This window comes from Pseudomonas sp. FH1, assembly GCF_000510895.2.
Lineage (GTDB): Bacteria > Pseudomonadota > Gammaproteobacteria > Pseudomonadales > Pseudomonadaceae > Aquipseudomonas > Aquipseudomonas azotoformans_A.
This window is the reverse complement of sequence record NZ_AOHM01000058.1, coordinates 265,596-291,990: the sequence shown is the minus strand read 5'-3', so window position 1 is coordinate 291,990 and position 26,395 is coordinate 265,596. Positions and strand designations below refer to the sequence as shown.

Genomic DNA, 26,395 nt, shown 5'->3' with positions numbered 1-26,395 from the left:
TTCAAATTACTCCCAGGAGCAACGCGGTCAGGGTCATCAACACCGACGCGGCAAACAGAAACGGAATGGTGAAGCGCTGGTGATCGGCCAGTTCGATCTTGCACAGGCCCACCAGCAGGAAGGTCGCGGGGGTCAGCGGGCTGACCGGGAAGCCGGTGGTGTGCACACCCAGCAACGAGGCCTGGGCCACTTGCAGCGGATCGACGCCCAGAGCCTTGCCGACTTCGGCGATCACCGGCATCACGCCGAAATAGTAGGAATCCGGGTCAAACAACATGCTCAGCGGCATGGAGATAAAGCCCACCACCGCCGGGATCAACTTGCCGTGGCCGGCCGGAATCTGCGCCACCGCCACTTCGGCAATCGCCTTGAGCATGCCGGTGCCCTGCATGATCCCGGTGAACACCCCGGCGGCGAGCAAGATGCTGGCCATGGTCAGGGCGGTCTTGGCGTGGGCGTCGATGCGGGCGCGCTGAGCGTCGACGTTCGGGTAGTTGATGCACAGCGCCACCACGGTGCCGAGCATGAACATCACCACGGGGTCGACCCAGCCGGCAATCATCACCACCATCACCAGCACGGTCAGGATCAGGTTGACCCAGAACAGGCGCGGGCGACGCAGCTTGATGTCGTCGTCACTCAGTACCCGTTGCGGCACAGCGTCCACGGTGGAGCCGGCGCCGAGGCCCAGGCGTTTTTCTTCGCGACGGCCGAGCCACCAGGCGCAGGCGAAAACGAAGACCAGGCCGACGATCTGCACCGGGATCAGCGGTTGGAACAGGTCTGCCACCGGCACGTGCAGAGCCGCCGACGAGCGCAATACGGGCCCGGTCCACGGCAGAAAGTTGACCCCGGCTGCCATCGCGCAAACACAGGCCAGGATGCGTTTATCGATACCCAGTCGTGTATACAGCGGCAGCATCGCCGGCACCGTCACCAGAAAGGTCACCGCGCCGGAACCGTCCAAATGCACCAGCAGCGCCAGGGTCGCGGTGCCTACGACAATGCGTGTAGGACGCGTGCCGACCGTGCGCAGGATGCGGTCAATGATGGGATCGAGCATGCCGGCATCGGTCATGATCCCGAAAAACAGGATCGCAAACACAAACATGCCCACCACGGGGGCGACGTTCTTGATACCGGTGATGATGAAGGCACTGGTTTGCAGGCCGAACCCACCGAGCAACGCGGCGATGATCGGCAAGGCGATCAGGGCCACCAGCGGCGAGAGGCGTTTGCTCATGACGGCAGCGAGCAGGCACAGGATGGTGATGACACCCAGGGTAGCGAGCATGGGTTACTCCAGAGCGGCCTTGATGGCCGGTTATTGTTTTCCCTGGAGTATTGGAAGCGGGTTAGTCTTTGTAAATTGGAATATTCACCCGCTAGTGTTCGGAAAAACAAAATGAAGAACAGTATCCAACACATTCAGGCATTTCTTGCCGTGGCTCGCACTGGCAGCTTCACCAAGGCTGCCAATGAGCTGCATCTGTCACCTTCGGCGCTGACGGTGCAGGTGCAGCAACTGGAAGACTGGCTCGGCGTCGCCCTGCTCGACCGCAGCCCGCGCCACGTCAGCCTCACCGCCGCCGGCCAGGACGCGCGCGGCCCCATGGAAAAACTGCTGCTGGACCTGGACAACATCGTCACCGGCTCCCGCGACCTTGCCGCCTTGCGCCGGGGCGTGGTCACCATCGCCGCCCTGCCCTCGGTGTGCGCCGGCAGTTTGCCGCCGGTTCTACGCTTGTTTCGCGAGCGCTTTGCCGGAATCGAGGTGCGCCTGCATGACCTGGTGGCCCATCGCATTCATGCCCAGGTGCGTTCCGGCGAGGTGGATTTCGGTATCGGCGTGCGTGCACGGCTCAGTCATGGCCTGGAATTCGTGCCGGTGTTGAACGATCGCCTGTGTGCGTTTGTACCGGTGGATCATCCGCTCACCCGCCATCGCCAACTGACCCTGGAGCAATTGGCCGACCAGCCGATCATCCTTACCGGTCGCGACAGCAGCGTGCGCGAGCAAGTGGATGCACTGTTCGATGAGACGCGCCTGACAATGAACGCCGGGATGGAGGCCAACTACATGTCGACGGTATTGGCCCTGGTGCGCCAGGGGCTGGGAATCAGTGTGCTGCCGGAGTCGGCGGCGGACAGTTTGGAGGGATTGAAGCGCATCAACATCGATCATCCCGGCGTAAACCGGGAGATCGGCTTGATCAGTCGCAGTGGGATGGGCTTGAGCCCGGCAGCGCAGCGGTGTTTCGAGTTATTGAGCAACGAATTGCGCGGGTGATCAATCCAGCATCGCCACATGTTTGGGATGGCTGGCAACACGCTTCAACCACGCCTGCACACCCGGATAAGCCTCCAACTCAAAACCACCCTCATTCGCCACATGGGTGTAGGCATACAAGGCCACATCGGCGATAGAGAACTGATCGCCCACGAGGTAAGGCGTCAGCTGCAATTGGCGCTCCATGACCTTGAGCGCTTTGTAACCGCCCTTGTGCAGCTTCTTGTATTCCTCCAGGCGATCCTCGGGCAGCCCCAGGTAAAACTGGATAAACCGCGCCACCGCAATGTACGGCTCGTGGCTGTACTGCTCGAAGAACTGCCATTGCAGCACTTGGGTGCGCAGGCGCGGCTCGGACGGCAGGAATTCACTGCCATCGGCCAGGAAATTGAGGATCGCGTTGGACTCCCACAGGCAGGTGCCGTCTTCCAGTTCCAGCACGGGGATCTTGCCGTTGGGGTTCTTCGCCAGGAATTCGGCGGTCTGGGTGTCACCCTTGAGGATGTCCACATCGATCCATTGATACGGGATGCCCAGCAGGCTGAGCATCAATTTGATCTTGTAGCAGTTGCCCGACTTGTAATCGCCATAAACCTTGTACATGGGGCTCCCCTTATGCCGCTTGCGCGTGCTGTGCTTGACGGACCACCGCGGCCAGGCGCTTGAGACCTTCGTCGAGGCGGGCCGGGTCGATATGGCTGAAATTGAGGCGCAACGAACCGTGATGGTGGTCCGGCTCGGAAAAGAACGGTTCACCGGGCATGAACGCGACGTTCTGCTCCAGCGCTTGCGCCAACAAGGTGCGGGTGTCGAGTGGCTGTTTCAAGGTCAGCCAGAAGAATAATCCACCTTGGGGCACTTGCCAGTCGGCCAGATCGGCGAAATGACACTGTAGCGCCGCCTGGAATGCATCGCGGCGCTGGCGGTAAAAACTGCGCAGTTCCACCAGGTGCTGCTGGTATTTTTCGCTGCCGATCCACTGCATCGCCTGCCATTGGCCGACGCGGTTAGTGTGCAGGTCAGCCGATTGCTTGAGCTTGAGCAGGTGCGGGAACAGGTCCGGGCTGGCGATCAGGTAGCCGACGCGCAGGCCGGGCAACAGGGTCTTGGACACGGTGCCGGTGTAGATCCAGCTGGCCTTCTTCAGGCGCCCGGCGATGGGTTTGGCACTGCCGCCGTCGAAGGTCAGTTCGCGGTAGGGCTCGTCTTCGATCAGGGTCACGCCGAACTCATCGAGCAACGCGGCGACGGCTTCGCGCTTGGCTTCGCTGTAGCGCACGGCCGACGGGTTCTGGAAGGTCGGGATCAGGTAGATGAACGCCGGGCGATGGCGTTCGAGGCTGGCACGCAACGCGCTCAGGTTCGGGCCGTCGGCCTCCAGTTGCACGGTGAGGCAATCGGCGCCGAACAGTTGGAAGATCTGCAACGCAGCCAGGTAGGTCGGGCCTTCCAGCAGGATCTGCGTGCCTTTGTCGATGTACAGCTTGGCCGCCAGGTCCAGGGTTTGCTGGGAGCCGCTGACCACCAGCACCTGGCTGGCCTGGCACGGCACACCGAGTGCGCGGGCTTCGGCGGCGAGCTGTTCACGCAACTGCGGCTCGCCTTCGCTCATGCCGTATTGGCCGATATTGAGGGGCATGTCGTCCCAGTTCAGCGCGGGCAGCATGGCTTCGGCCGGCAGGCCACCGGCGAACGACATCACTTCCGGGCGCTGGGCTGCCGCGAGGATTTCACGGATCAAGGAGCTTTTGAGGCGCGTAACACGTTCAGAGAAGGCCATAAGGTCACCGGTAGCAAAGCCTGTGGGAAATACGTCAAACTGGTTGACCGAAATTACGACGACTCACACGGATACGTCAATATGCTTGACCTTAAAAAACCCACCGCCCAGCAAACCGCCATGGAAGCGTTCTTCTTCGGCTACCAGGCGTTTACCGCCAAGGCCGATGAGATGCTTGAGCGCCGCGGCCTGAGCCGGGTGCATCAGCGCATCGTGTTTTTTATCGCGCGCTACCCGACCTTGAGCGTGAAGGAACTGCTGGAATTGCTCGGTGTGAGCAAGCAGGCGCTGAACATCCCATTGCGGCAACTGCAGGAAATGCACCTGGTGAACAGCGTTGCGTCCGAGACCGACAAGCGCAAACGCCTGCTCGAATTGACTGAGGAAGGCCTGCGTTTCGAACAGTCGTTGCGCCGTGAACAGGTAAAACTGTTGCAACGTGCGTTCAGCGAGGCGGGCGAAGAAGCGGTGGCAGGATGGCTGGCGGTCAATCAGGCATTGAGCGCGAACTAGCCCTTCGCACCGCTATTCGAAAACATTATTTGCTTTATTTGTATACAAAAGCATAATTCGCCTCGTGCGAGTTCCTGACCTATTGGTCAACAAAACCCGCCAGTACCTCAAAGCGCTGTTGCCCACATCCGTGACCGGCGCTGGAAATAACAATAAAACTCTTGAGGAGTACTCGCTGTGGATAGCCGCAAATCCGAAGCCCCTACGCTGGACATCGCCCCGCCTAATAACAGTTGGCTAGAACGCCTGTTCAAGCTCAGCTTGCATGGCACCACAGTGAAGACCGAGCTGATCGCCGGCCTCACCACCTTCATCACCATGGCCTACATCATCTTCGTCAACCCCAACATCATGGCAGACGCTGGCATCGACCATGGCGCGGCATTTGTCGCCACCTGCATCGCCGCCGCGCTGGGTTGCCTGCTGATGGGGCTGTACGCCAACTGGCCAGTGGGCCTGGCGCCGGGCATGGGCTTGAACGCGTTTTTCACCTACACCGTGGTCGGCACCATGGGCTACACCTGGGAAACCGCGCTGGGTGCGGTGTTTATCTCTGGCGTGCTGTTCATGGGCCTGACCCTTTCCCGCGTGCGCGAATGGTTGCTCAACAGCATCCCCGTGAGCCTGCGTCATGCCATGGGCGCGGGCGTGGGTTTATTCCTCGGGGTGATCGGCCTGAAAACCGCCGGGATCATCGTCGAGAGCCCAGCCACGTTGATCAAGCTCGGTTCGCTGCATGAGCCCGCGCCACTGCTGGCGGCAGTGTGTTTCCTGCTGATCGCCATCCTCAGCTACCACCGCGTGTTCGGCGCGATCCTGATCAGCATCATCGCCGTCACCTTGGCTGGCTGGGGCCTGGACCTGGTGCATTACAACGGCATGGTGTCTACACCGCCGAGTCTGGCACCGACCTGGATGGCCATGGATATCAAAGGTGTATTCAATGTCAGCATGATTAGTGTTGTATTTGCATTTCTTTTTGTACACATGTTCGACACCGCAGGTACACTGATGGGCGTCGCGCAACGGGCCGGGCTGGTCAATGCCGATGGCAAGATCGACAACCTGTCCCGCGCATTGAAGGCCGACAGTGCCTCCAGTGTGTTTGGTGCGATGGTCGGTGTGCCACCGGTGACGAGTTATGTGGAAAGTGCGGCTGGCGTGGCCGCTGGCGGGCGCACCGGGCTCACTGCCGTGACCGTGGGCGTGCTGTTTGTGGCGGCGATGTTTTTTGCGCCGCTGGCAGGGATGATTCCGGCGTATGCCACTGCGGGCGCGCTGATTTATGTCGCGATGCTGATGATGGCAAGCATGGCCCATATCAATTGGGATGAAGCCACCGACAGCATTCCGGCGATCGTCACCGCGATCATGATGCCGCTGACCTTCTCGGTTGCCGACGGTATCGCCCTGGGCTTTATCACTTACGTGGCGCTCAAGGCCGGCACCGGCAAGTACCGCGAGATTTCCGTCAGCCTGTGGGTGCTGTGCGCGATCTTTATCGCCAAATTCATATTTCTATAAAGGAGTAACGGATGAACCTGGAAACCTGGCTACTGTTCAGCGGCGCGGCATTGGTGGTGATCCTGATCCCGGGACCCCTGTCATTGCTGATGATCAGCAACAGTCTCAACTACGGCCTGCGCCGCTCGTATCCAGCGTTTCTTGGTGGGGTGTTTGCCTCGATCTGCCTGTTGAGCGCCTCGGCCCTGGGCCTGGGCGCGCTGCTGCTGGCGTCAGAGCAATTGTTCAGCGCCTTGAAGATCGTCGGTGCGGTGTACCTGTTCTACCTCGCGTGGCAGAGCTGGCAGCAATCACGGCAACCGTCCAAGGCGGCAGAGGTGCCCTACAGCGCACCGGTGCCACGCTTTCGTGCGCTGTTTGGCCGAGCCTTTGTACTGGGCGCCAGCAACCCCAAGGACATCCTGTTTTTTGCCGCTTTCCTGCCGCAATTCCTCAACAGTGACCAGGCCTTTTTGCCGCAGTTGCTGATCATGATCGCCACCTGGACCGCACTCGACCTGCTGTGCAAATTGTTCTACGGCCTGAGTGCCCATGGTGCGGCGCGTTACCTGCGCAGTGGCAAGGGCCAGGGTTGGTTCAACCGCGTCAGTGCCGCCCTTTTCGCAGGGGCAGGCATGATGGCGCTGCTCAAGGCCAGGTCGGGCTCACTTTGACAAAATAGACACTGGGTTCGACGTTGCGCTCGCGAGCCCATTGAATGCCCGCCATGATGCGCTCCAGACGCCCCTCTCGCATGGCGCGCTTGACGCCCGTGAACAGGGGCTTTTGCAGGTTTCTCTCGATAGCGACATTCACCCAGCTATCAACCAGCCGAGTGTCGATGGCGAACGACGGCCTATCAAACCAATGGAGTGCGACGTAGTACATTTTATTGGAGGGTGATTCGGGGTGAACGGCGATCAATTCATAGGTAAAGGTTTTACCCCGCGTCATTGGCACTTCATGAACAATGAAGCCTTGCCCTTCCAACACTTCTCTGACTGCTGCGCGCTGCACCGTGTCTCTCACATCCGTAACCGCTGCGTTGCCGATATTGGACCGCAACGAGCGGTCCAATTTCGGCGCCTTGAAGTCGACGCGGGTAAAGCCCTCTGTCGTACCGTCGTAACCGATATACAGGGCTCTGCCCTTCCTGTGGAGGGACGTTAGCATTTTCAGCAAGTCATCCGTTTGCCCCACCCCCTTGAGCGTGCGGGTCAACCAATTGTCCAGCGTTGCCCGTATGGTGAGCAGATGAGTGGCCGTTGGGTAGCGCGATGAGTTTGCCAGTTGAACCAGCCTGGCGACGACTGCCGCTCGGCTGGCAGTCGTCATGGTGGGGAAAGCTGTTTTTACATACTGCTCCAACGGTTTTTCGAACAGCGGCGTATGCAGTTGCCACTCCCCCGTCAGCGTGCGTGATACCGGGATGGGCTGCTCCGTACGTGCGGTGGTTGTCCAACGTTCAATCTCCAAAAGAGCGGGTAAATCCATCGATTTATCCCTGGTGATAAACGCGATGCCGCTGTGCGGTGCGTTGTCACCTTGCGCAAGCAACCTGTAATACCCGATGCCCGATGCCGTTACAGTGTCGTAGGTTGTACCCACTAAGATGACATTGTAGGAAGCCCCTGGGGGAGCCACCTGCACTTTGAATACCCCTTCATCCGAAAACGTCGATAAACGCTCCGTGGAAACGTCAGCTCTCCATTCAAACCAATAGTTAGCCGGTGCAGAGGACCTGCGAATGCTGCTTTCGGTGCCCGCACGTATTGTGGGTGGCTGCCATTCCCGAAGCACTGGCACCGGTTCGCGCCAAGGGTTGAGCGCGCCCGAACTGGGCCCCGGTTGAGGTGCATCGGCGCCCAGCGACCATTCGCGGTCTTCCCGGATGTAGAGCAGCAGTTCTCCCTCGGCCTCGCCACCCGGGCTCTTTACTCGTAACGCCGACTCATCGCCACGTCGATACACGGGATAGCGGTGCTCGCCGTCAACCAAAAACAGCTCGCCGTTTTTTACATACACGCCCTTCTCTCCCAGCCCTTGCAGCGGTAAGGCGCCTTCGGTGGAAAGGGGCTTGCTGAGGCGCTCCAACACCTTGACCGGGCGCGGCGCCGGCGGCAGTGACAAGTGGCTGCCCCGTCGATGCAGCTGGTTCAACCCACTGCGCACGCCTGCGGTCTTGGACGTTTTGGGCCCCGGTACGAATAAGCTCAGCAGGTCGATAAACACCATCAACGTCAGGAACGCCACTTCCACCGCGTCCTCGGGGCGCCGGCTGTGGTGGTAGCGCTTGGCGGCCAGAAACAGTTCATACAGCCCGATCACCGTGCCAAGCAGTGGCACAAAAGACAGAATGCCACGCAACGAGGCGTTCCATTGATCGCCAAGGCGCTGTTCACGGTAACGCGCCAGCGTCGCACTGGACGTGGCGCGGGCATGGGCGCGTTGTTGGATTTCGAGCATGTGGGCGTGGGCGAGCAGTGCCTGGATATCGCTGTGTGCGGCTGGAACGAAATCCAGCCATGCCGTGGGGGCAGCGTCGATTTGCTCCTGGATATGAGCCTCGATGGCCTGCACGTCGGCAACGGGCAGCGTGTGTTTGATCTTGAATTCGCGGAAAAGCCGGCCAATCGCCTCGACTGCCGCGAGTACGCTGTCGTGAGCCTCAGGCGTGGGCAGAAACCTGGTCAAGTGCCTTGAAGGCATGGGCAAGGCCCCGCGCCCCGGATAACTGGCAAGCGCCTCATGCTCCCAGCCGGGCGCCACCCTCCTTGCCAGGTCTTTGATACCACCAGGCATGGCATTCAATTGATGCAATGCCGTCCTCGCCCGCTCCCACGTGCTGAATTCGGCCAGCACCGGAAAAACCGTCGCAGCCGGCCAATACACCAGACACAGCAGGTTGAGCTGATCGATGATCACCAGCACACCGGCGATATGCCGATCATGTTCCATCGTGTAGCCGCGCAGGCGCACAAAGGACAGGCTGATCTGGTGGCCGTTTTTGTCTAGGTCGGCAGGTGAACGTGCCGACAATCCCGTGTTGAACAGGCTTTGGCCTGCCGACGAGAGGCCTCGCCGCGCGGTCGAATACACCTGCATATAAGCCAGGTGCTGCGTAGCGCGGTCAATCAACGGCCGGAAAAGCCCGGTGGGCGCCGGACTGAATGCGCGCTGGATCAATGCGTCGTAGTGGCCACCAATGTCCAGTGCCGACAATGTCCTGATCAAATAGCGCGGATTCAATCGTTCTTTCCACTCAGGCTGCAGGTAGCGGGCCCGGTTCAAACGCCATTCCGTCCAGGGCGCCAGGGCATCGAGATTATGCAGGGCCAGTTCCATCAGACTAAAGGTGGTGTGTTCAGAGCTGACGATCTTTTTGACGTGACGATCACCCACCACGCATTGACTGGAAAACCAGCCGCAGTATTGAGCGCCGACATCGTCGGGCATATCCAGCAGAGGCTTATCCACATCCAGTTCCGAGAAACCATCCTGTTTGAGTTGGGCCATCAATAACCCGCGAGCAAACGCATGCAACGGCGGCAGGATTTGCCAAAGGCGGCTTTCCAGCGCCAGCGCGCTGGATACATAGCGGCGCTGCAAGCGCTTATAGGGTTTACGCTGGTCCGCCGTGGCGGTGGCAAGCCACGCCGGTTGGCTTTCCCCCTGCTCGGCGGCGAACCGCATGAACGCCACATTGGCCAGGGCCCGCGTGCGGCTCTGATTGATCGGTACGCTCAAATGCTCGCGTAGCTCTTGTGCCAAGAGCTGTCGCCCGAGGGCCACGTCACTCACCTCACTGAACAACCGGCCAGGCTCATCCAGGCGTTTGTGCAGCCGGGCATGGTGTTCGACCTGTGCCTTGAAATCCTCATACAGCACATCGTGGTCCACAGCGCTGTAGCCCACGTGCACCGACTTGGCCAGGCTAAAGCGTGCGGCAGAACGTACATCTCGTCCGATGTAACGCCACAACACCGAACCGTCACGGCTACCGAAGCTGGCGCGCAGCCCTTGGGACAAACGCTCCAGATGCTCGAATACCGCCAGCCCGCCGAACTCGCCGCCCACCACCAGCATGACCGGCTGGCGCAGGTTGGGCTCGGCCAGGGCACGGACAGTGGTGACCACAAACACGCTCATCAGGCGGTAGGCATTGTCTGGATGATTGCCCACTGATACCTGCAACACCCGCGTGTCACTGTTGCCGCGCTGCGTCGCCAAGGGTGTGTTGAGCACCTCCAGCAACCGATCCAGATGCGTCTGCTTGATCAATCCCAATCGGTGTTCAAGTTGCGCCGCTTGACGCAATGCCCGCCGCTGGGCGTTCAGGATCAGTAATGCGCGCTTATGGGTACCGCTGGGGCGCTCAAGCCAGAAGCTCACGTTGAATAACTTCACGTCTTCGCACTGGAGCCATTGGTTCACGATCTCAGCCTGGGCCTGGTGGTCTTTTTCAAGGGCCAGGATGGCTTGGTAGGCCTCGCTGGGCTGGCGCAGATCATTGTTTACCCACAGCGCCAGCACCGCGCTTGCATAACGGCGCAGCTCTCGATCACACGCCTTGAGCGGCAGGTCAGAGGACTGGCTCCCCAATACAATCTCGTGCTGACGGCGCTGGCGGTCCCACTCCAGCAAGGCATCCAGACTCTTTCCGAACGGCAGGCCACGGCTCATGCGCTTGCGGCCCTTTTCGATAAACCCCAGCAACCGTGAGGCCCTGCGGCTCGGCAGCGGGGTTCCCGGCGCTGACGGCGCGGTGTAATCGAGCGACAACACCGCCCCCCATTCATTGTTCCATTGCTCGTCGAGCAAGGCTTGCGCACTGTGCGCCAGGGCGTCCCCCTGCACCATCACACCCGGCTGCAGCGGGATGTTCGCCTGACGCTTGAGCGGCAGGTAGTGCCAGGACTCACTCAGCAACGACCTCTGCACCCGTTCAGGCAAGTCCTGCTGTGCCTGACGCCAGGAACGGAACTCATGAAACGCACACAGCAACCCCGGCAGGTAAATAACCTGGGGCCCGTCCGCCGCCCCCGTTCGGTAAATGTGCAACGCTCCGGGAATCGCCAGCGCACCGACGCTGGCATGGGGCCAGGCCAGCGTCCCCACTTGCACCGTGGCCCAGGCGCCGCCCGCACGCTGCCGCGCTTCGGCGCTGGGCGCGTCCACCAGTTGCTTGACCATCGCGTAGCCAACTGTGGAGAGTTGAAACACCTGGTGGGCGAGAAAAGCCTGGTCGGCAAACGCGGTCTTGCGCAATTCAGCCCAGCGCTCCCCACGTGAGCGCCAGGAGCCAGGGGCAAGATGCTCCCAGTAACCTTTCATGGCGGCGTTGGTCCTGGCTGGCAGATTGAGCTTGCTGACACGGGACAGCGCCTCCCAGGCATTGAAGGGCAATGCGCGCTCGGGATCACCGGCAAGGCTCAGCGCCGTGAAGTGATGGAGGTTGATCGGCACACCTGGGTCACGAAACAGTGCCAGGGTTCGATCCATCAGGTTGTCGACCTGGCGCGCGGGCTGCGGCGGTAGCGGCTCGCGAAACAGCAGGGTGTCCGGGTCCAGGGCAAACGCTTCGCGCAAGGCGTGGCGGATCACCGAGATAATGCGCGGCGCCCGCCCTGCCAGCTCACCCAACTGTTTTGTGGTGTGCAGATAGCGCGCCTGGGTGGCATGCCACTGATTGATCGAGCGACTGGGCTGGGCCGCGCTGTCCGGGCGCCGCGTCAACCGCGTGCGAATCGCCGTCAGGCGTTCGTCCTGGGTAATGTCAGGGTCGTCGAAATCAAAGGGCGCAGGATCGGGTGTTTCGGTGCTCATGGCGGCATCTTCACGGCTGAAAAAAAACCGAGCCTAGGTAATCACCGTTTTGTCGGTGCGTTACATAAGTGCCAGACGAAAAAAAGCCCGCAGTGTGGGCGGGCGAAAAACCAACGAAGAGCTTTGGGGGTGTGAAGCGAGGTGACGCTAGCTACCGCGATAGGTGGAGTAGCTGTAGGGCGAAATAAGGAGCGGGACGTGGTAGTGATCCTGTTCGGCGCTGATGCCGAAGCGCAGAACCACTACATCCAGGAAGGCCGGTTCGGGCAGCTGCACACCACGGGCGCGGTAGTAGTCACCGGCGCTGAATTGCAGTTGGTACACGCCGCTGCGGTAATCATCGTCTTGCAACAAGGGCGCGTCGCAGCGGCCGTCGCTGTTGGTCAGCGTGGTGGCGACCAGTTCCAGCTGCGCGCCTTCAACGCGATACAGCTCAACCTTGATCGCGCTGCCGGGGCAGCCATGTGCGGCATCCAAAACGTGTGTGGTCAAACGTCCCATGGCGTCTACGCGCCTCCCGTAGTCAGTAGAAGAGTGATCCGCACTTTTTCAGGGCAGCGAAAAAGCCGGCGATGACTGATTAAGACACTTTTTAAAAAAATTGTACACAATAAAAATCACAAACCTTTGAAGTCTCCCGGCGCCATTGCTTAATGGAGCAATCGGCCAGTCATCCTTGCTTTTAAACGACCTTTTGTCCATTAGCTGACCAACCAGGCAAGTTTCTTGCTACACCAGTCATCTAGAGCCTTGCAGAAAAAATGCAGAAATGTAGGCTTACAAAGTGCGCGATAAGTTGTATACAATCACTCATCGCTAACACGACGAACAAGAAGGAAGACTGCAGTGAGCGCTGACTACCCACGCGACCTGATCGGTTACGGCAGTAACCCTCCTCACCCCCACTGGCCGGGCAAGGCGCGTATTGCGCTGTCTTTCGTACTCAACTACGAAGAAGGTGGCGAGCGCAATATCCTGCACGGCGACAAAGAATCTGAAGCCTTCCTGTCGGAAATGGTTTCGGCCCAGCCGCTGCAAGGCGCACGCAACATGAGCATGGAGTCACTGTACGAGTACGGCAGCCGTGCCGGCGTGTGGCGCATCCTCAAGTTATTCAAAGAATTCGATATCCCGCTGACCATCTTCGCCGTGGCCATGGCCGCCCAGCGTCATCCGGATGTAATCCGCGCGATGGTCGAGGCCGGTCATGAGATCTGCAGCCACGGCTACCGCTGGATCGACTACCAGTACATGGACGAGGCCCAGGAACGCGAGCACATGCTCGAAGCCATCCGCATCCTCACCGAGCTGACCGGCGAACGCCCACTGGGCTGGTACACCGGCCGCACCGGCCCGAATACGCGCCGCTTGGTGATGGAGGAAGGTGGCTTTCTCTACGACTGCGACACCTACGACGACGACCTGCCCTATTGGGAACCCAACAACCCCACCGGCAAGCCGCACCTGGTGATCCCCTACACCCTGGACACCAACGACATGCGCTTCACCCAGGTGCAGGGCTTCAACAAGGGCGATGACTTTTTCGAATACCTCAAAGACGCGTTCGACGTGCTCTACGCCGAAGGCTTGGATGCACCGAAGATGCTTTCCATCGGCCTGCACTGCCGCCTGATCGGCCGCCCGGCACGCCTGGCGTCGTTGAAACGCTTCATTGAATACGTCAAAGGTCACGAACAGGTGTGGTTCACTCGCCGCGTGGACATTGCCCGTCACTGGCATGACACCCACCCTTTCAAGGGAGCCGCCAAATGACTGCGTTCCAGACCCTGAAACCCTCGACCCTGAGCCGCGACGAATTCGTCGCAGCCTTCGCCGATATCTACGAACATTCGCCATGGGTGGCCGAAAAGGCCTTCGACCTGGGCCAGGATGCTTCGATCGACCAGATCGAAACCCTGCACCAGCGCATGAGCGACATCCTGTTGAGCGCCGATCATGCCAGCCAGCTGGCCCTGATCAACGCTCACCCGGACCTGGCCGGCAAAGCTGCCGTCCAGGGCCAACTCACCCAAGCCAGCACTGATGAACAGGCTGGCGCGGGGATTCACCAATGCACGGCCGAAGAGTTTTCTCGCTTCACCGAGCTGAACGATGCCTACAAGGCCAAGTTCAAGTTTCCCTTCATCATGGCGGTAAAAGGCAGCAACCGGCACCAGATCCTGGCCGCATTCGAAACGCGCATCCACAACTCGGTGGACACCGAGTTCAAGTGTGCACTGGCCGAGATCAACAAGATCGCGTTGTTCCGCTTACTGACCCTCTAAACGACCATCCCCAGCCACTCTCTTTAAGGCAGACAAGAAGAATGAAAGCTTACGCCGTACCTTTCGAAAAGTTCGTCAACCTGGCCGACGCCCGCCTGGGCACCAAGATCATTTCCGTCACCGATGACTGGTTCGCCGACGCCAACCGCCTGTTCCAGCCGACCCCGGCCGTGTGGAAGGAGGGCGTTTTCGATGACAACGGCAAGTGGATGGACGGCTGGGAGTCGCGCCGCAAGCGCTTCGAAGGCTACGACAGCGCTGTGATCCGCCTGGGTGTGCCGGGCAGCATCAAAGGCGTGGACATCGACACTTCATTCTTCACCGGCAACTTCCCGCCGTCGGCTTCCCTGGAAGCTTGCTTCCTGGCTTCGGGCGAGCCGGATGACAACACCCAGTGGGTGGAAGTGCTGTCGGCCGTCGAGCTGCAAGGCAACAGCCACCACTACCACGAGATCAACAACGACCAGGCATTCAGCCACCTGCGTTTCAACATCTACCCGGATGGCGGCGTGGCCCGTCTGCGTGTGTACGGCGTGCCGTTCCGCGATTGGTCCTCGGTGGGCGACAACGAACAGGTCGACCTGGCTGCTGCACTCAACGGTGGTCGCGCCCTGGCCTGCTCCGATGAACACTTCGGCCGCATGAGCAACATCCTCAACCCAGGCCGTGGCATCAACATGGGCGACGGCTGGGAAACCGCGCGTCGTCGTACACCAGGCAATGACTGGGTGATTGTCGCCCTGGGCCATCCGGGCGAGATCGAGAAAATCATCGTCGACACCCTGCACTTCAAGGGCAACTACCCGGACACCTGCTCGATCCAGGGCGCTTTCGTGAAAGGCGGCACCGACAGCCAGATCGAAACCCAATCGCTGTTCTGGCGCGAACTGCTGCCGGCGCAGAAGCTGGAAATGCACGCTGAACACACCTTCGCAGAGCAGATCAAGGCACTAGGGCCGATTACCCACATCCGCTTGAATGTGTTCCCGGATGGCGGTGTGAGCCGCCTGCGGGTCCTGGGCAAGGTCGCCAAGTAAGCGGTGAACCCTGTGGCGAGGGAGCTTGCTCCCTCGCCACAAAAGCACAACCAACAACAGCATTCGGATAAGAAGACAGCCATGCGCACACTGATGATCGAACCCCTGACCAAAGAAGCCTTCGCCCCTTTCGGAGACGTTATCGAAACCGATGGCAGCGATCACTTCATGATCAACAATGGGTCGACCATGCGCTTCCACAAGCTGGCAACGGTGGAAACCGCCAAGCCTGAGGACAACGCCATCATCAGCATCTTCCGCGCCGACGCGCAGGACATGCCGCTGACTGTGTGCATGCTGGAACGACACCCGCTGGGCAGCCAGGCTTTCATTCCGCTGCTTGGCAACCCCTTTCTGATCGTGGTCGCGCCACTTGGCGATGAACCTGTATCGGGCTTGGTCCGCGCCTTCGTTACCAACGGCAGGCAGGGCATTAATTACCATCGCGGCGTCTGGCACCACCCGGTGCTGACGATCGAAAAGCGGGATGACTTCCTGGTGGTTGATCGCAGTGGCACAGGCAATAACTGCGATGAGCATTTTTTCAAAGAGGATGAGCGTTTGATCCTCGCCCCCCACCAATAAGAGAAGGTCTGATCACCCGACAACAAGGGTGACAGGCGAGAGGTAAAGACTGTGGAAGCACATTTGATGGAATGGCTGAACCTGAGCGTGCGCTGGGTTCACATGATCACGGGCGTCGCGTGGATCGGCGCTTCTTTCTACTTCGTCTGGCTGGAAAACAACCTCAATCGCGTCAACCCCAAGAGCGGCCTGGCCGGTGACTTGTGGGCGATCCACGGTGGCGGTATCTACCACCTGGAAAAATACAAACTGGCCCCGCCGACCATGCCGGACAACCTGCACTGGTTCAAATGGGAAGCCTATTTCACCTGGATGTCCGGTATTGCGCTGCTGTGCGTGGTGTTCTACTGGAACCCGACCTTGTACCTGCTGGCTCCGGGCAGCAGCCTCAGTGGTCCGGAAGGCGTGTTGCTGGGCATTGGCTCACTGTTCGCCGGCTGGTTCATCTACTCCTTCCTCTGCGACTCGGCCCTGGGCAAGCGCCCTGCCCTGCTCGGTTTCATCCTGTTCGTGCTGTTGATTGCCGCCGCGTACGGCTTCAGCAAAGTGTTCAGCGGCCGTGGCGCCTACCTGCACGTGGGTGCAGTGATCGGCACCATCATGGTCGGTAACGTGTTCCGCATCATCATGCCGGCGCAACGCGCGTTGGTGGCGGCGATCGCGGAGAACCGCACGCCGGACCCGGCACTGCCGGCCAAGGGCTTGCTGCGTTCGCGCCACAACAACTACTTCACCTTGCCGGTGCTGTTCATCATGATCAGCAACCACTTCCCGAGCACCTACGGCAGCCAATACAACTGGCTGATCCTGGCCGGTATCGCGGTGGCGGCCGTGTTGGTACGGCATTATTTCAACACCCGTCACAACAGCCAGAAGTATGCGTGGACCTTACCGGTAGGCGCGTTGGCGATGATCAGCCTGGCCTACGTCACCGGACCAAAACCGGTGTCGACTTCGCCAGAAGTCGCCAAGGCGCCTGCCGCCATCGAGTATCAGCCATTGCCGGAAACGGCGTTGGGCGGTGGCTTGAAACCTGCTGTGCCTGCCGCACCCGCCGCTCCTGCGGCTGAACCGGTACCGGCCCAGGCCAGCACGGATTTCGGCCAGGTACACAGCGTGATCGAGCAGCGCTGCACCGTGTGCCATTCGGCCAAGCCCACCAGCCCGCTGTTCAGCACCGCGCCGGCCGGAGTGATGTTTGATACACCGGCCCAGATCCAGCAACAGGCCGCGCGTATTCAAGCGCAGGCCGTGGCGAGCCAGATCATGCCGTTGGGCAACATCACCCAGATGACCCAGCAGGAACGGGATTTGATCGGCACCTGGATCAACCAAGGAGCCCGTACTAACTAACGATGTCCTGTAGTGAGCGGGCTTGCCCCGCGCTGGGGGGCAAGCCCGCTCACTACAAAAGCTCCCCGCTACACAATTGTTGAAACAACAAAAATAAAAAAGATCCGAGGTGTTGCATGACCGAGTTAGCCGAACCGCAGATTCCTGCCGCGCCCGCCATGGTGCGGCTGCCCCTCTTGCAACTGATTCTGGTAGGCCTGCAACACGTCTTGCTGATGTACGGCGGCGCCGTCGCCGTGCCCCTGATCATTGGCCAGGCCGCCGGCTTGAGCCGTGAAGAAATCGCATTCCTGATTAACGCCGACCTGCTGGTGGCCGGTATCGCCACCATGGTGCAGTCGTTCGGCATCGGCCCGGTGGGCATTCGCATGCCGGTGATGATGGGCGCCAGCTTCGCCGCCGTCGGCAGCATGGTCGCGATGGCCGGCATGCCGGGCATCGGCTTGCAGGGAATCTTCGGTGCGACCATCGCCGCCGGGTTCTTCGGCATGCTCATCGCGCCCTTCATGTCCAAGGTCGTGCGCTTTTTCCCGCCATTGGTGACCGGCACCGTGATCACCGCAATTGGCCTGTCGCTGTTCCCCGTGGCCGTGAACTGGGCCGGAGGCGGCAGTGCTGCCGCCACATTCGGCTCACCGATCTACCTGGCAATTGCCGCACTGGTACTCGCCACCATCCTGCTGATCAACCGCTTCATGCGCGGCTTCTGGGTGAATATCTCGGTGCTGATCGGCATGGGCCTGGGCTACGCCTTGTGCGGTGCGCTCGGCATGGTCGACCTCAGTGGCCTGGCCATGGCGCCGTGGGTGCAGGTGGTGACGCCGTTGCACTTCGGCATGCCCAAGTTCGAGTTGGCGCCGATCCTGTCGATGTGCCTGGTGGTGGTGATCATCTTTGTCGAGTCCACCGGGATGTTCCTCGCCTTGGGCAAGATCACCGGCCAGGATGTCACACCAAAGATGCTGCGCCGTGGCCTGCTGTGTGATGCCGGCGCGTCGTTCTTCGCGGGTTTTTTCAACACCTTCACCCACTCCTCGTTCGCCCAGAACATCGGCCTGGTGCAGATGACCGGTGTGCGGTGCCGCTCGGTGACGATCATGGCCGGGGTCTTCCTGATTGTGCTGAGCCTGTTGCCCAAGGCCGCCTACCTGGTGGCGTCGATACCACCAGCGGTGCTGGGCGGCGCGGCCATCGCCATGTTTGGCATGGTGGCGGCGACTGGGATCAAGATCCTGCAGGAAGCCGACATCGCCGACCGTCGCAACCAGTTGCTGGTGGCAGTGAGTATCGGCATGGGCCTGATCCCCGTGGTGCGCCCGGAGTTCTTCGCGCAGCTACCGCTGTGGATGAGCCCGATTACCCACAGTGGCATCGCCATGGCCACACTCAGCGCGTTGTCGCTGAATATCCTGTTCAACATCCTGGGCGGCGCTGAACGCCCTGAAGTCGCTCATACGCATTGATTCCTTCGTTCAAACAAAAACAATAACGAAACGGGAATAACCACATGCACACCCTTCACCTGGGGCCGGCCACAAGCCGTGCCCCATTCTCGCCCCACGCGCTCTTTAACAGCGCACTTGAGCCACGGCATAAGAGCCAGTATTCTCCGCGCCCGCTCGAATCGACTCAAAAAAAAACAGCGAATGTAAAAGCTGACTGCAAGGCCAACTTATCCCGGCCTTATGTCTGCGGCCAAAGTGCGCAAACGTCCTCTGAATTCGACTGCATCCGATGCAGCCGACGGGGATTTTTTGGCTTTTTAAACACCTTGGCGCAGCTCTTGCTAAAAGCACTAAAGCTGACCGAACAGACGATTTTTGCAGCGAACCAAAAGGCGCCACACCAGAGCGCCTGCGTAGAAGAAAAACCATAAAACTTTAACTCGGGAGCAACCGAATGAAACCTATGTTCAAAGGCCTGATGCTGGCGGGATCCCTGCTGGCCGGAGGCCAAGCCGTGGCCGGTGACCTGTTGCAGTGGCAGAACAACAGCCTGACTTACCTGTGGGGCAAGAGCTTTACCGTCAACCCGCAGATCCAACAAACCGTCACGTTCGAACATGCCGATGCCTGGAAGTACGGCGACAACTTTATCTTCGTCGACCGCATCTTTTACAACGGCAAGGAAGACGGCAACGTCGGCCCCAGTACTTATTACGGTGAAATAAGCCCGCGCCTGTCGTTCGGCAAGATCTTTGATAAAGACCTGTCGTTCGGCCCGATCAAAGACGTGCTGCTGGCATTCACTTATGAGTTTGGCGAAGGCGATAACGAGTCGTACCTGCTCGGCCCAGGCTTTGACCTGAACATTCCCGGCTTCGACTACTTCCAGTTGAACTTCTACCAGCGCCAGACCGAAGGCAATCGCCCGGGTGACGGCGTCTGGCAGATCACCCCGGTCTGGTCCTACACCATCCCCGTGGGCAACTCAGACGTGTTGATCGACGGCTTCATGGACTGGGTCACGGACAACGACAAGAACGCCCGTGGCACTTACCACGCCAACCTGCACTTCAACCCACAGGTCAAATATGACCTGGGTAAAGCGCTGCATTGGGGCGACAAGCAGCTGTATGTCGGCTTCGAATACGACTACTGGAAGAACAAGTACGGGATCGAAGATTCGGGCGCGTTCAAGACTAACCAGGACACCGCGAGCTTCCTGGTCAAGTATCACTTCTGACCGTCAGGCCAGGCCGAGGAATTTCGACAATTCCTCGCGCTTGGCCAACGCGTCGCGGCGCCCCAACTCGATCAACTCGCTGCAATACCCCGCCTCGAACAGCAAGTAACTCAAGACCCCCGCCCCACTCGTCTTGGTCGCCCCCGGCCCACGCAAAAACAAGCGCAATGCCGCCGGCAATTCCTGACGGTGCCGCGCTGCGATTTCGTCGATCGGCTGGCTGGGCGCAATCACCAGCACTTCTACCGCCGCAACGCCAGGCGCGGCATGGCTGAACTGATTCAAGCGCTCCAGCAACTCGATATCGCTTTCCAGGCTGTCAATGAACGTGCTGTTGAGCATGTGCCCACCAATCTGTGCCAACGTCGGCTCTTGCCCGGTAAAGGTACGTTGCGCCGCCGGCTCATTGCCGCGCGGGTTGCCACTGACCCCAACCACCAGCACACGGCTGGCGCCCAGGTGCAACGCCGGACTGATCGGCGCCGACTGCCGCACGGCGCCGTCGCCGAAATATTCCTGGTCGAGTTTAACCGGGGCGAACAGCAAGGGAATCGCGGAGCTGGCCAGCAGGTGTTCAACCGTCAATTGAGTGGGCATGCCGATACGACGATGGCGCAACCAGGCGTCGATGGTGCCACCGCCCTGATAGAAGGTCACTGCCTGGCCGGACTCGTAACCGAAGGCCGTCACCGCCACCGCGTGCAGATGTTTGTTGCGGATGGCTTCGTCGATGCCGGCCAGGTGCAGTTTGTCTTTGAGCAGCGCCTTCAGCGGCGTGCTGTTGAGCAGCGCCACCGGCACCTGCGCGCCAAGACCGAGCAGGCTGTGAATAAAGAAGCGGCTCGCCTGGCGAATCACCCCCGGCCAATCACTGCGCAGCACCAAGTGGCTGCGAAAGCCCTGCCAGAAGGCGGTCAGGCGTTGGATCGCGGCCCTGAAGTCCGTGGCGCCACTGGCCAGGCTCACCGCATTGATCGCACCGGCCGAGGTGCCGACAATCACCGGAAACGGATTGGGCGCCCCCGGCGGCAACAGCTCGGCAATCGCCGCCAACACCCCCACCTGATACGCCGCTCGCGCCCCGCCGCCGGAAAGAATCAAGCCTGTAACCGGTTCAGCTGGGCGCATTGCGTCACTCCATGTGGGGAAATGTCTGTCTTATCGACGGCGTTTTTCGTACAACTTTGGCTCACCCGGTGGCCGGCTCTTGAAGCGGCGATGGGTCCACAAGTATTGCTCCGGGCATTCACGCACCGAGGCTTCGACCCACTGGTTGATGCGCAAGCAGTCGGCTTCATCGCTCTCGCCGGGAAAGTCGGTGAGCGGCGGATGGATCACCAGGCGATAACCGCTGCCATCGGCCAAGCGTTGTTGAGTAAACGGCACCACCAACGCCTTGCCCAGCTTGGCGAACTTGCTGGTGGCCGGCACGGTGGCGGCCTGGATGCCGAACAGCGGCACGAAGATACTTTGCTTGGCGCCGTAGTCCTGGTCCGGTGCGTACCAGATCGCGCGACCGGCGCGCAGCAGCTTGAGCATGCCGCGCACGTCTTCACGCTCCACGGCCAGGGAGTCGAGGTTGTGGCGTTCGCGGCCACGGCGCTGGACGTAGTCGAACAACGGGTTGCCGTGCTCGCGGTACATACCATCAATGGTGTGCTTCTGCCCCAACAGCGCAGCGCCGATTTCCAGGGTAGTGAAGTGCAGGGCCATGAGGATCACGCCCTTGCCATCCAGTTGGGCCTGCTTAAGGTGTTCCAGGCCTTCGACGTGGGCCAGGCGCGCCAGGCGCTGGCGCGACCACCACCAGCTCATGGCCATTTCAAAGAAGGCGATGCCGGTGGAGGCAAAGTTTTCCTTGAGCAGTTGTTTGCGCTCTTTGGCGGATTTTTCCGGGAAGCACAGTTCGAGGTTGCGCGCGGCGATGCGGCGACGTTCGCCGGCCACGCGGTACATGCCGGCACCCAGCAGGCGACCAATGGTCAGCAGCGCGCGGTACGGCAGCTGGGTGACCAGCCACAACAGGCCGAGCCCCAGCCATAACAGCCAGAAACGCGGGTGAAAAAATACAGCTCGAAAACGCGGGCGATCCATTACAGATTCCGGTAAAGACAAGGGCCGCGCATTCTACAACGGTTCGACTCGGCTTGCGGCGGGTGAGTGTTCTCGTTATAAGTCTCGACACTTTTCGTGACAAGCCGCTTTTGCCGACCATGAGCCAAACCGAACCGCTAGACCAAGATCCCGTGTTCCAGCTGAAAGGCAGCATGCTCGCCATCACCGTGCTGGAACTTGCCCGTAACGACCTCGACGCCCTGGACCGCCAGCTCGCCGCCAAGGTCGCCCTGGCCCCCAACTTTTTCAACAATGCCCCGCTGGTGCTGGCCCTGGACAAATTGCCCGCCGGCCAGGGCAGCATCGACCTGCCCGGCTTGATGCGTGTATGCCGCTCCCACGGTCTGCGCACCCTGGCGATTCGCGCCAGCCGTATCGAAGACATTGCTGCGGCGATCGCTATTGAACTGCCAGTACTGCCACCGTCCGGTGCGCGCGAGCGTCCGCTTGAACCATTGGTCGGTGAAGAGAAGAAAAAACCGGAAAAACCGCCTGAGCCTGCGATCAAGCCTACAAAGATCATCACCTCGCCCGTACGCGGCGGGCAGCAGATTTACGCCCAGGGCGGCGACCTGGTAGTGATCTCCTCGGTCAGCCCAGGGGCGGAACTTCTCGCCGATGGCAACATCCATGTATACGGCCCGATGCGCGGACGTGCCCTCGCCGGCATCAAGGGTGATACCAAGGCCCGTATTTTTTGCCAGCAGTTGACCGCTGAGCTAGTGTCCATCGCAGGCCAGTACAAGGTTTCAGAAGATTTGCGCCGTGATCCGCTGTGGGGGGCTTCGGTGCAGGTCAACCTGTCGGGCGATGTGTTGAACATCATCCGTCTTTAACGGATACTGCCGCATTTTCCAAGCATCTCTAGACTCTGATAGCACAGCGAAACCGGCATTACTTATGTAGGAATTATTTTTTCCTACAAGGCTGTCCGCCTGCAGCGAGTTCCAAGAGATGTTTTTCAGGGACCGAAACGTCCTTCTTCCTTAGGGGTGAAACACCTTGGCCAAGATTCTCGTGGTTACATCCGGCAAGGGTGGTGTGGGTAAGACCACCACCAGCGCCGCTATCGGTACCGGTCTCGCTCTGCGCGGCCACAAGACAGTTATTGTCGACTTCGACGTCGGCTTGCGTAACCTCGACCTGATCATGGGCTGCGAACGCCGCGTGGTGTATGACTTCGTCAACGTGGTCAACGGTGAAGCCAACCTGCAACAGGCCCTGATCAAGGACAAGCGCCTTGAGAACCTGTACGTGCTGGCTGCCAGCCAGACCCGTGACAAAGACGCGCTGACCAAAGAAGGCGTGGGCAAAGTCTTGGCCGAGCTGAAGGAAACCTTCGAATACGTGGTCTGCGATTCGCCGGCCGGTATCGAAACCGGTGCTCACCTGGCCATGTACTTCGCGGATGAAGCCATCGTCGTGACCAACCCGGAAGTCTCCTCCGTACGTGACTCGGACCGCATGCTGGGCCTGCTGGCCAGCAAATCCAAGCGCGCCGAAGAAGGCCAGGACCCGATCAAGGAGCACTTGCTGCTCACCCGCTACAACCCTGAGCGCGTCAGCAACGGCGAAATGCTCGGTGTTGAAGACGTGAAGGAAATCCTCGCAGTGACCCTGCTGGGCGTGATTCCAGAATCCCAGGCGGTCCTGAAGGCTTCCAACCAGGGTGTTCCGGTGATTCTTGACGACCAGAGCGACGCCGGCCAGGCGTACAGCGATGCCGTCGATCGCCTGCTGGGCAAGACCGTGGAACATCGCTTCCTCGATGTTAAGAAGAAGGGATTCTTCGAGCGTATCTTTGGAGGCAACTAAACAATGAAATTTCTCGACTTCTTTCGCGCCAACAAAAAGCCAAGTACCGCGTCGGTAGCGAAAGAGCGTCTACAGATCATCGTGGCGCACGAACGCGGCCAACGCAGTACACCGGATTACCTGCCAGCCTTGCAGAAGGAACTGGTCGAGGTGATCCGCAAGTACGTCAATATCGGCAACGATGACGTGCATGTCGCCCTGGAAAATGACGGCAGCTGCTCGATTCTGGAACTCAATATCACTCTGCCTGATCGTTGATCGAACAGGCGGCCGCCACGGCGGCTCGTTCACCCTGATCCCTTTTTGGGGACCGGGTGGGCGAGCCGCCGTTGGCGTTTGTTACGAGGCTGTTTAATGCCGCTGTCCAATATTCATATCTTGCATCAGGACGATGCCGTCCTGGTGGTGAACAAGCCCACCCTGTTGCTCTCGGTGCCTGGCCGCGCCGACGACAACAAGGACTGCCTGATCACCCGCCTGCAGGAAAACGGCTACCCCGAAGCTCGCATCGTGCATCGCCTGGACTGGGAAACCTCAGGCATCATCCTGCTGGCCCGTGACGCCGACACCCACCGCGAACTGTCCCGCCAGTTTCACGACCGTGAAACCGAAAAGGCCTACACCGCCCTGGCCTGGGGCCAACCGGAACTGGACAGCGGCAGCATCGACCTGCCCCTGCGCTACGACCCGCCGACCAAACCACGGCATGTGGTGGACCACGAATTCGGCAAGCACGCGCTGACCTTCTGGAAGGTGCTGGAGCGTTGTGGGGATTGGTGCCGCGTGGAGCTGACGCCGATTACCGGGCGTTCGCATCAGCTGCGCGTGCACATGCTTTCCATCGGCCACCCCTTGCTGGGTGATGGCCTGTATGCCCATGAGCAAGCCCTGGCTGCCTGGCCGCGCCTGTGCCTGCATGCAAGCATGCTGAGCTTCACCCATCCGCAAAGCGGCGAGCGTTTGCGTTTCGAGTGCCCTGCGCCGTTCTGAAGAATAAATACGGTAAACTCGCGGCACTGCTGTTTGGAGCTATTTATGCGCGAAGCGTTGAATCAAGGCCTGATCGACTTCCTCGAGGCCTCCCCTACTCCTTTTCATGCCACTGCCGCCCTGGCCCAGCGCCTGGAAGCGGCCGGTTACCAGCGTCTCGACGAGCGCGAGACCTGGACCACCGAGGCCAACGGTCGCTATTACGTGACCCGCAACGATTCGTCGATCATCGCCTTCAAGCTCGGCCGTCATTCGCCGCTGCAGGGTGGTATCCGTCTGGTCGGCGCCCATACCGACAGCCCGTGCCTGCGGGTCAAGCCCCAACCTGAGCTGCAACGCCAGGGTTTCTGGCAACTGGGCGTGGAAGTCTACGGCGGCGCACTGCTGGCACCGTGGTTCGACCGCGACCTGTCCCTGGCCGGCCGCGTGACCTTCCGCCGCGACGGCAAGGTCGAAAGCCAACTGATCGACTTCAAGCTGCCCATCGCTATCATCCCCAACCTGGCCATTCACCTGAACCGTGAAGCCAACCAAGGTTGGGCGATCAATGCCCAGACCGAGCTGCCGCCGATCCTCGCGCAATTTGCCGGTGACGAGCGCGTGGACTTCCGCGCCGTGCTCACCGAGCAGCTGGCACGGGAACATGGCTTGAACGCCGATGTGGTGCTCGACTACGAGCTGAGCTTCTACGACACCCAAAGCGCTGCGGTCATCGGCCTGAACGGCGACTTCATCGCCGGCGCGCGCCTGGACAACCTTCTGTCGTGCTACGCCGGCCTGCAAGCCTTGCTCACCAGCGATAGCGAAGAGACCTGCGTGCTGGTGTGCAACGACCACGAAGAAGTCGGCTCCTGCTCGGCGTGCGGTGCCGATGGCCCGATGCTGGAACAGACCCTGCGTCGCCTGTTGCCGGAAGGGGATGAATTCGTACGTACCATTCAGAAATCCCTGCTGGTGTCTGCGGACAACGCCCACGGCGTGCACCCGAACTACGCCGAGAAGCATGACGCCAACCATGGCCCCAAGCTCAACGCCGGCCCGGTGATCAAGGTCAACAGCAACCAGCGCTACGCCACCAACAGCGAAACCGCCGGGTTCTTCCGCCACCTGTGCATGGCCCAGGAAGTACCGGTGCAGAGCTTCGTGGTGCGCAGCGACATGGGCTGCGGCTCCACCATCGGCCCGATCACCGCCAGCCATCTGGGCGTGCGCACCGTGGACATTGGCCTGCCGACGTTTGCCATGCACTCCATTCGTGAACTGTGCGGCAGCCATGACCTGGCGCATCTGGTCAAGGTGCTCGGCGCGTTCTACGCGAGTCACGACTTGCCCTGATGTGGCATGGGGTTGATGTGTTTCTGATACACATCAACCCCACTTCCTGCAATCCGACCTAGACTTGTCAGTATTCCCACTCCGACAAGGCCGTCGCACCATGATCTCCATGTCCTCCTTCCACGCCATGCTGATCCCGATCCTGATCGGCATGATCATGCTCGCCGTGGGTTTCAACTTCCGTGACAAGCCCCTCGGCGTATTTGGCATGTGGATCGGCATGCTGCTGATCCTGGGCACTGTGGTGTACAAGATCCTCGCAAAACTGGCTGAATGACGATTG

General features: G+C 60.3%; 25 protein-coding genes. 18 read left to right on the top strand and 7 right to left on the bottom strand.

The window, feature by feature from the left end; translation table 11 throughout:
• Position 1: 1 nt before the first annotated feature.
• Positions 2-1,294, bottom strand: a complete 1,293-nt coding sequence (locus H096_RS19205; RefSeq protein WP_033900869.1) for a citrate:proton symporter — start codon at positions 1,292-1,294, stop codon at positions 2-4.
• 111 nt (positions 1,295-1,405) lie between these two features.
• Between H096_RS19205 and H096_RS19200 the strand changes: the two genes are divergently transcribed.
• Positions 1,406-2,290 (top strand): LysR family transcriptional regulator, encoded by an 885-nt coding sequence (locus H096_RS19200; protein WP_033900868.1) that lies wholly within the window; start codon positions 1,406-1,408, stop codon positions 2,288-2,290.
• On the opposite strand, the gene H096_RS19195 is transcribed toward H096_RS19200, so the two are convergent.
• Together H096_RS19195 and H096_RS19190 are read right to left on the bottom strand one after the other, a co-directional pair.
• On the bottom strand, positions 2,291-2,893 hold the full coding sequence (locus H096_RS19195; RefSeq protein WP_016976364.1) for a glutathione S-transferase family protein: 603 nt from the start codon (positions 2,891-2,893) through the stop codon (positions 2,291-2,293). It lies immediately after the preceding gene.
• Between the two features lie 10 nt (positions 2,894-2,903).
• Entirely contained in the window at positions 2,904-4,070 is a 1,167-nt protein-coding gene (locus H096_RS19190) for a PLP-dependent aminotransferase family protein (protein WP_033900867.1), read from the bottom strand.
• An 81-nt stretch (positions 4,071-4,151) separates the two neighbouring features.
• Between H096_RS19190 and H096_RS19185 the strand changes: the two genes are divergently transcribed.
• The 3 genes from H096_RS19185 (at position 4,152) to H096_RS19175 (ending at position 6,760) form a co-directional block, all read left to right on the top strand.
• Positions 4,152-4,583 carry a MarR family transcriptional regulator gene (locus tag H096_RS19185; RefSeq protein WP_033900866.1) on the top strand — a complete coding sequence of 144 codons (432 nt, stop codon included), beginning with the start codon at positions 4,152-4,154 and terminating at the stop codon, positions 4,581-4,583.
• Between the two features lie 177 nt (positions 4,584-4,760).
• Positions 4,761-6,107, top strand: coding sequence for an NCS2 family permease (locus H096_RS19180; RefSeq protein ID WP_033900865.1), 1,347 nt, complete (start codon positions 4,761-4,763; stop codon positions 6,105-6,107).
• An 11-nt stretch (positions 6,108-6,118) separates the two neighbouring features.
• Positions 6,119-6,760: a LysE family translocator gene (locus tag H096_RS19175; RefSeq protein ID WP_033900862.1), complete on the top strand. Its 642-nt coding sequence runs from the start codon at positions 6,119-6,121 to the stop codon at positions 6,758-6,760.
• Here H096_RS19175 and H096_RS19170 read toward each other — a convergent pair.
• Entirely contained in the window at positions 6,735-11,912 is a 5,178-nt protein-coding gene (locus tag H096_RS19170) for a DUF6543 domain-containing protein (protein ID WP_033900860.1), read from the bottom strand. The genes H096_RS19175 and H096_RS19170 overlap by 26 nt on opposite strands.
• Before the next feature lie 147 nt (positions 11,913-12,059).
• Positions 12,060-12,413 (bottom strand): hydroxyisourate hydrolase, encoded by a 354-nt coding sequence (gene uraH, locus H096_RS19165; RefSeq protein ID WP_033900857.1) that lies wholly within the window; start codon positions 12,411-12,413, stop codon positions 12,060-12,062.
• A gap of 345 nt (positions 12,414-12,758) precedes the next feature.
• Here uraH and puuE point away from each other — a divergent pair, with 345 nt between their 5' ends.
• From puuE to H096_RS19130, 8 genes are all read left to right on the top strand, one after another.
• On the top strand, positions 12,759-13,685 hold the full coding sequence (gene puuE, locus H096_RS19160; protein ID WP_033900854.1) for an allantoinase PuuE: 927 nt from the start codon (positions 12,759-12,761) through the stop codon (positions 13,683-13,685).
• On the top strand, positions 13,682-14,197 hold the full coding sequence (gene uraD, locus H096_RS19155; protein WP_033900851.1) for a 2-oxo-4-hydroxy-4-carboxy-5-ureidoimidazoline decarboxylase: 516 nt from the start codon (positions 13,682-13,684) through the stop codon (positions 14,195-14,197). The genes puuE and uraD overlap by 4 nt, the downstream gene beginning before the upstream one ends.
• A gap of 41 nt (positions 14,198-14,238) precedes the next feature.
• Positions 14,239-15,234: an allantoicase gene (alc, locus tag H096_RS19150; protein WP_010208835.1), complete on the top strand. Its 996-nt coding sequence runs from the start codon at positions 14,239-14,241 to the stop codon at positions 15,232-15,234.
• 81 nt (positions 15,235-15,315) lie between these two features.
• Positions 15,316-15,819 (top strand): ureidoglycolate lyase, encoded by a 504-nt coding sequence (locus H096_RS19145; RefSeq protein WP_028617272.1) that lies wholly within the window; start codon positions 15,316-15,318, stop codon positions 15,817-15,819.
• A gap of 51 nt (positions 15,820-15,870) precedes the next feature.
• Positions 15,871-17,172, top strand: a complete 1,302-nt coding sequence (locus H096_RS19140; RefSeq protein WP_033900850.1) for a urate hydroxylase PuuD — start codon at positions 15,871-15,873, stop codon at positions 17,170-17,172.
• Between the two features lie 116 nt (positions 17,173-17,288).
• On the top strand, positions 17,289-18,635 hold the full coding sequence (locus H096_RS19135) for a nucleobase:cation symporter-2 family protein (RefSeq protein WP_016976352.1): 1,347 nt from the start codon (positions 17,289-17,291) through the stop codon (positions 18,633-18,635).
• 44 nt (positions 18,636-18,679) lie between these two features.
• The gene (locus tag H096_RS33980) at positions 18,680-19,048 is read left to right on the top strand and encodes a hypothetical protein (protein WP_156717500.1); all 369 of its coding nucleotides are present in this window, start codon (positions 18,680-18,682) and stop codon (positions 19,046-19,048) included.
• A 23-nt stretch (positions 19,049-19,071) separates the two neighbouring features.
• The gene (locus H096_RS19130; protein WP_028617274.1) at positions 19,072-19,857 is read left to right on the top strand and encodes an outer membrane protein OmpK; all 786 of its coding nucleotides are present in this window, start codon (positions 19,072-19,074) and stop codon (positions 19,855-19,857) included.
• A gap of 3 nt (positions 19,858-19,860) precedes the next feature.
• Here the strand turns inward: H096_RS19130 and H096_RS19125 are convergent, their stop codons facing one another.
• Positions 19,861-20,985 (bottom strand): patatin-like phospholipase family protein, encoded by a 1,125-nt coding sequence (locus H096_RS19125; protein WP_033900847.1) that lies wholly within the window; start codon positions 20,983-20,985, stop codon positions 19,861-19,863.
• A gap of 30 nt (positions 20,986-21,015) precedes the next feature.
• Entirely contained in the window at positions 21,016-21,951 is a 936-nt protein-coding gene (locus H096_RS19120) for a lipid A biosynthesis lauroyl acyltransferase (protein WP_033900846.1), read from the bottom strand.
• Between the two features lie 119 nt (positions 21,952-22,070).
• Here H096_RS19120 and minC point away from each other — a divergent pair, with 119 nt between their 5' ends.
• The 6 genes from minC (at position 22,071) to H096_RS34260 (ending at position 26,389) form a co-directional block, all read left to right on the top strand.
• The gene (minC, locus tag H096_RS19115) at positions 22,071-22,808 is read left to right on the top strand and encodes a septum site-determining protein MinC (RefSeq protein WP_033900844.1); all 738 of its coding nucleotides are present in this window, start codon (positions 22,071-22,073) and stop codon (positions 22,806-22,808) included.
• Positions 22,809-22,974: 166 nt separating this feature from the next.
• Positions 22,975-23,787: a septum site-determining protein MinD gene (gene minD / locus H096_RS19110; protein WP_003175251.1), complete on the top strand. Its 813-nt coding sequence runs from the start codon at positions 22,975-22,977 to the stop codon at positions 23,785-23,787.
• Positions 23,788-23,790: 3 nt separating this feature from the next.
• Positions 23,791-24,045 carry a cell division topological specificity factor MinE gene (gene minE, locus H096_RS19105; protein WP_003175252.1) on the top strand — a complete coding sequence of 85 codons (255 nt, stop codon included), beginning with the start codon at positions 23,791-23,793 and terminating at the stop codon, positions 24,043-24,045.
• Between the two features lie 96 nt (positions 24,046-24,141).
• Positions 24,142-24,777 carry an RluA family pseudouridine synthase gene (locus H096_RS19100; protein WP_005789965.1) on the top strand — a complete coding sequence of 212 codons (636 nt, stop codon included), beginning with the start codon at positions 24,142-24,144 and terminating at the stop codon, positions 24,775-24,777.
• 45 nt (positions 24,778-24,822) lie between these two features.
• Entirely contained in the window at positions 24,823-26,112 is a 1,290-nt protein-coding gene (locus H096_RS19095; RefSeq protein WP_033900839.1) for a M18 family aminopeptidase, read from the top strand.
• A 100-nt stretch (positions 26,113-26,212) separates the two neighbouring features.
• On the top strand, positions 26,213-26,389 hold the full coding sequence (locus tag H096_RS34260; protein ID WP_010208820.1) for a hypothetical protein: 177 nt from the start codon (positions 26,213-26,215) through the stop codon (positions 26,387-26,389).
• Positions 26,390-26,395 lie beyond the last annotated feature (6 nt).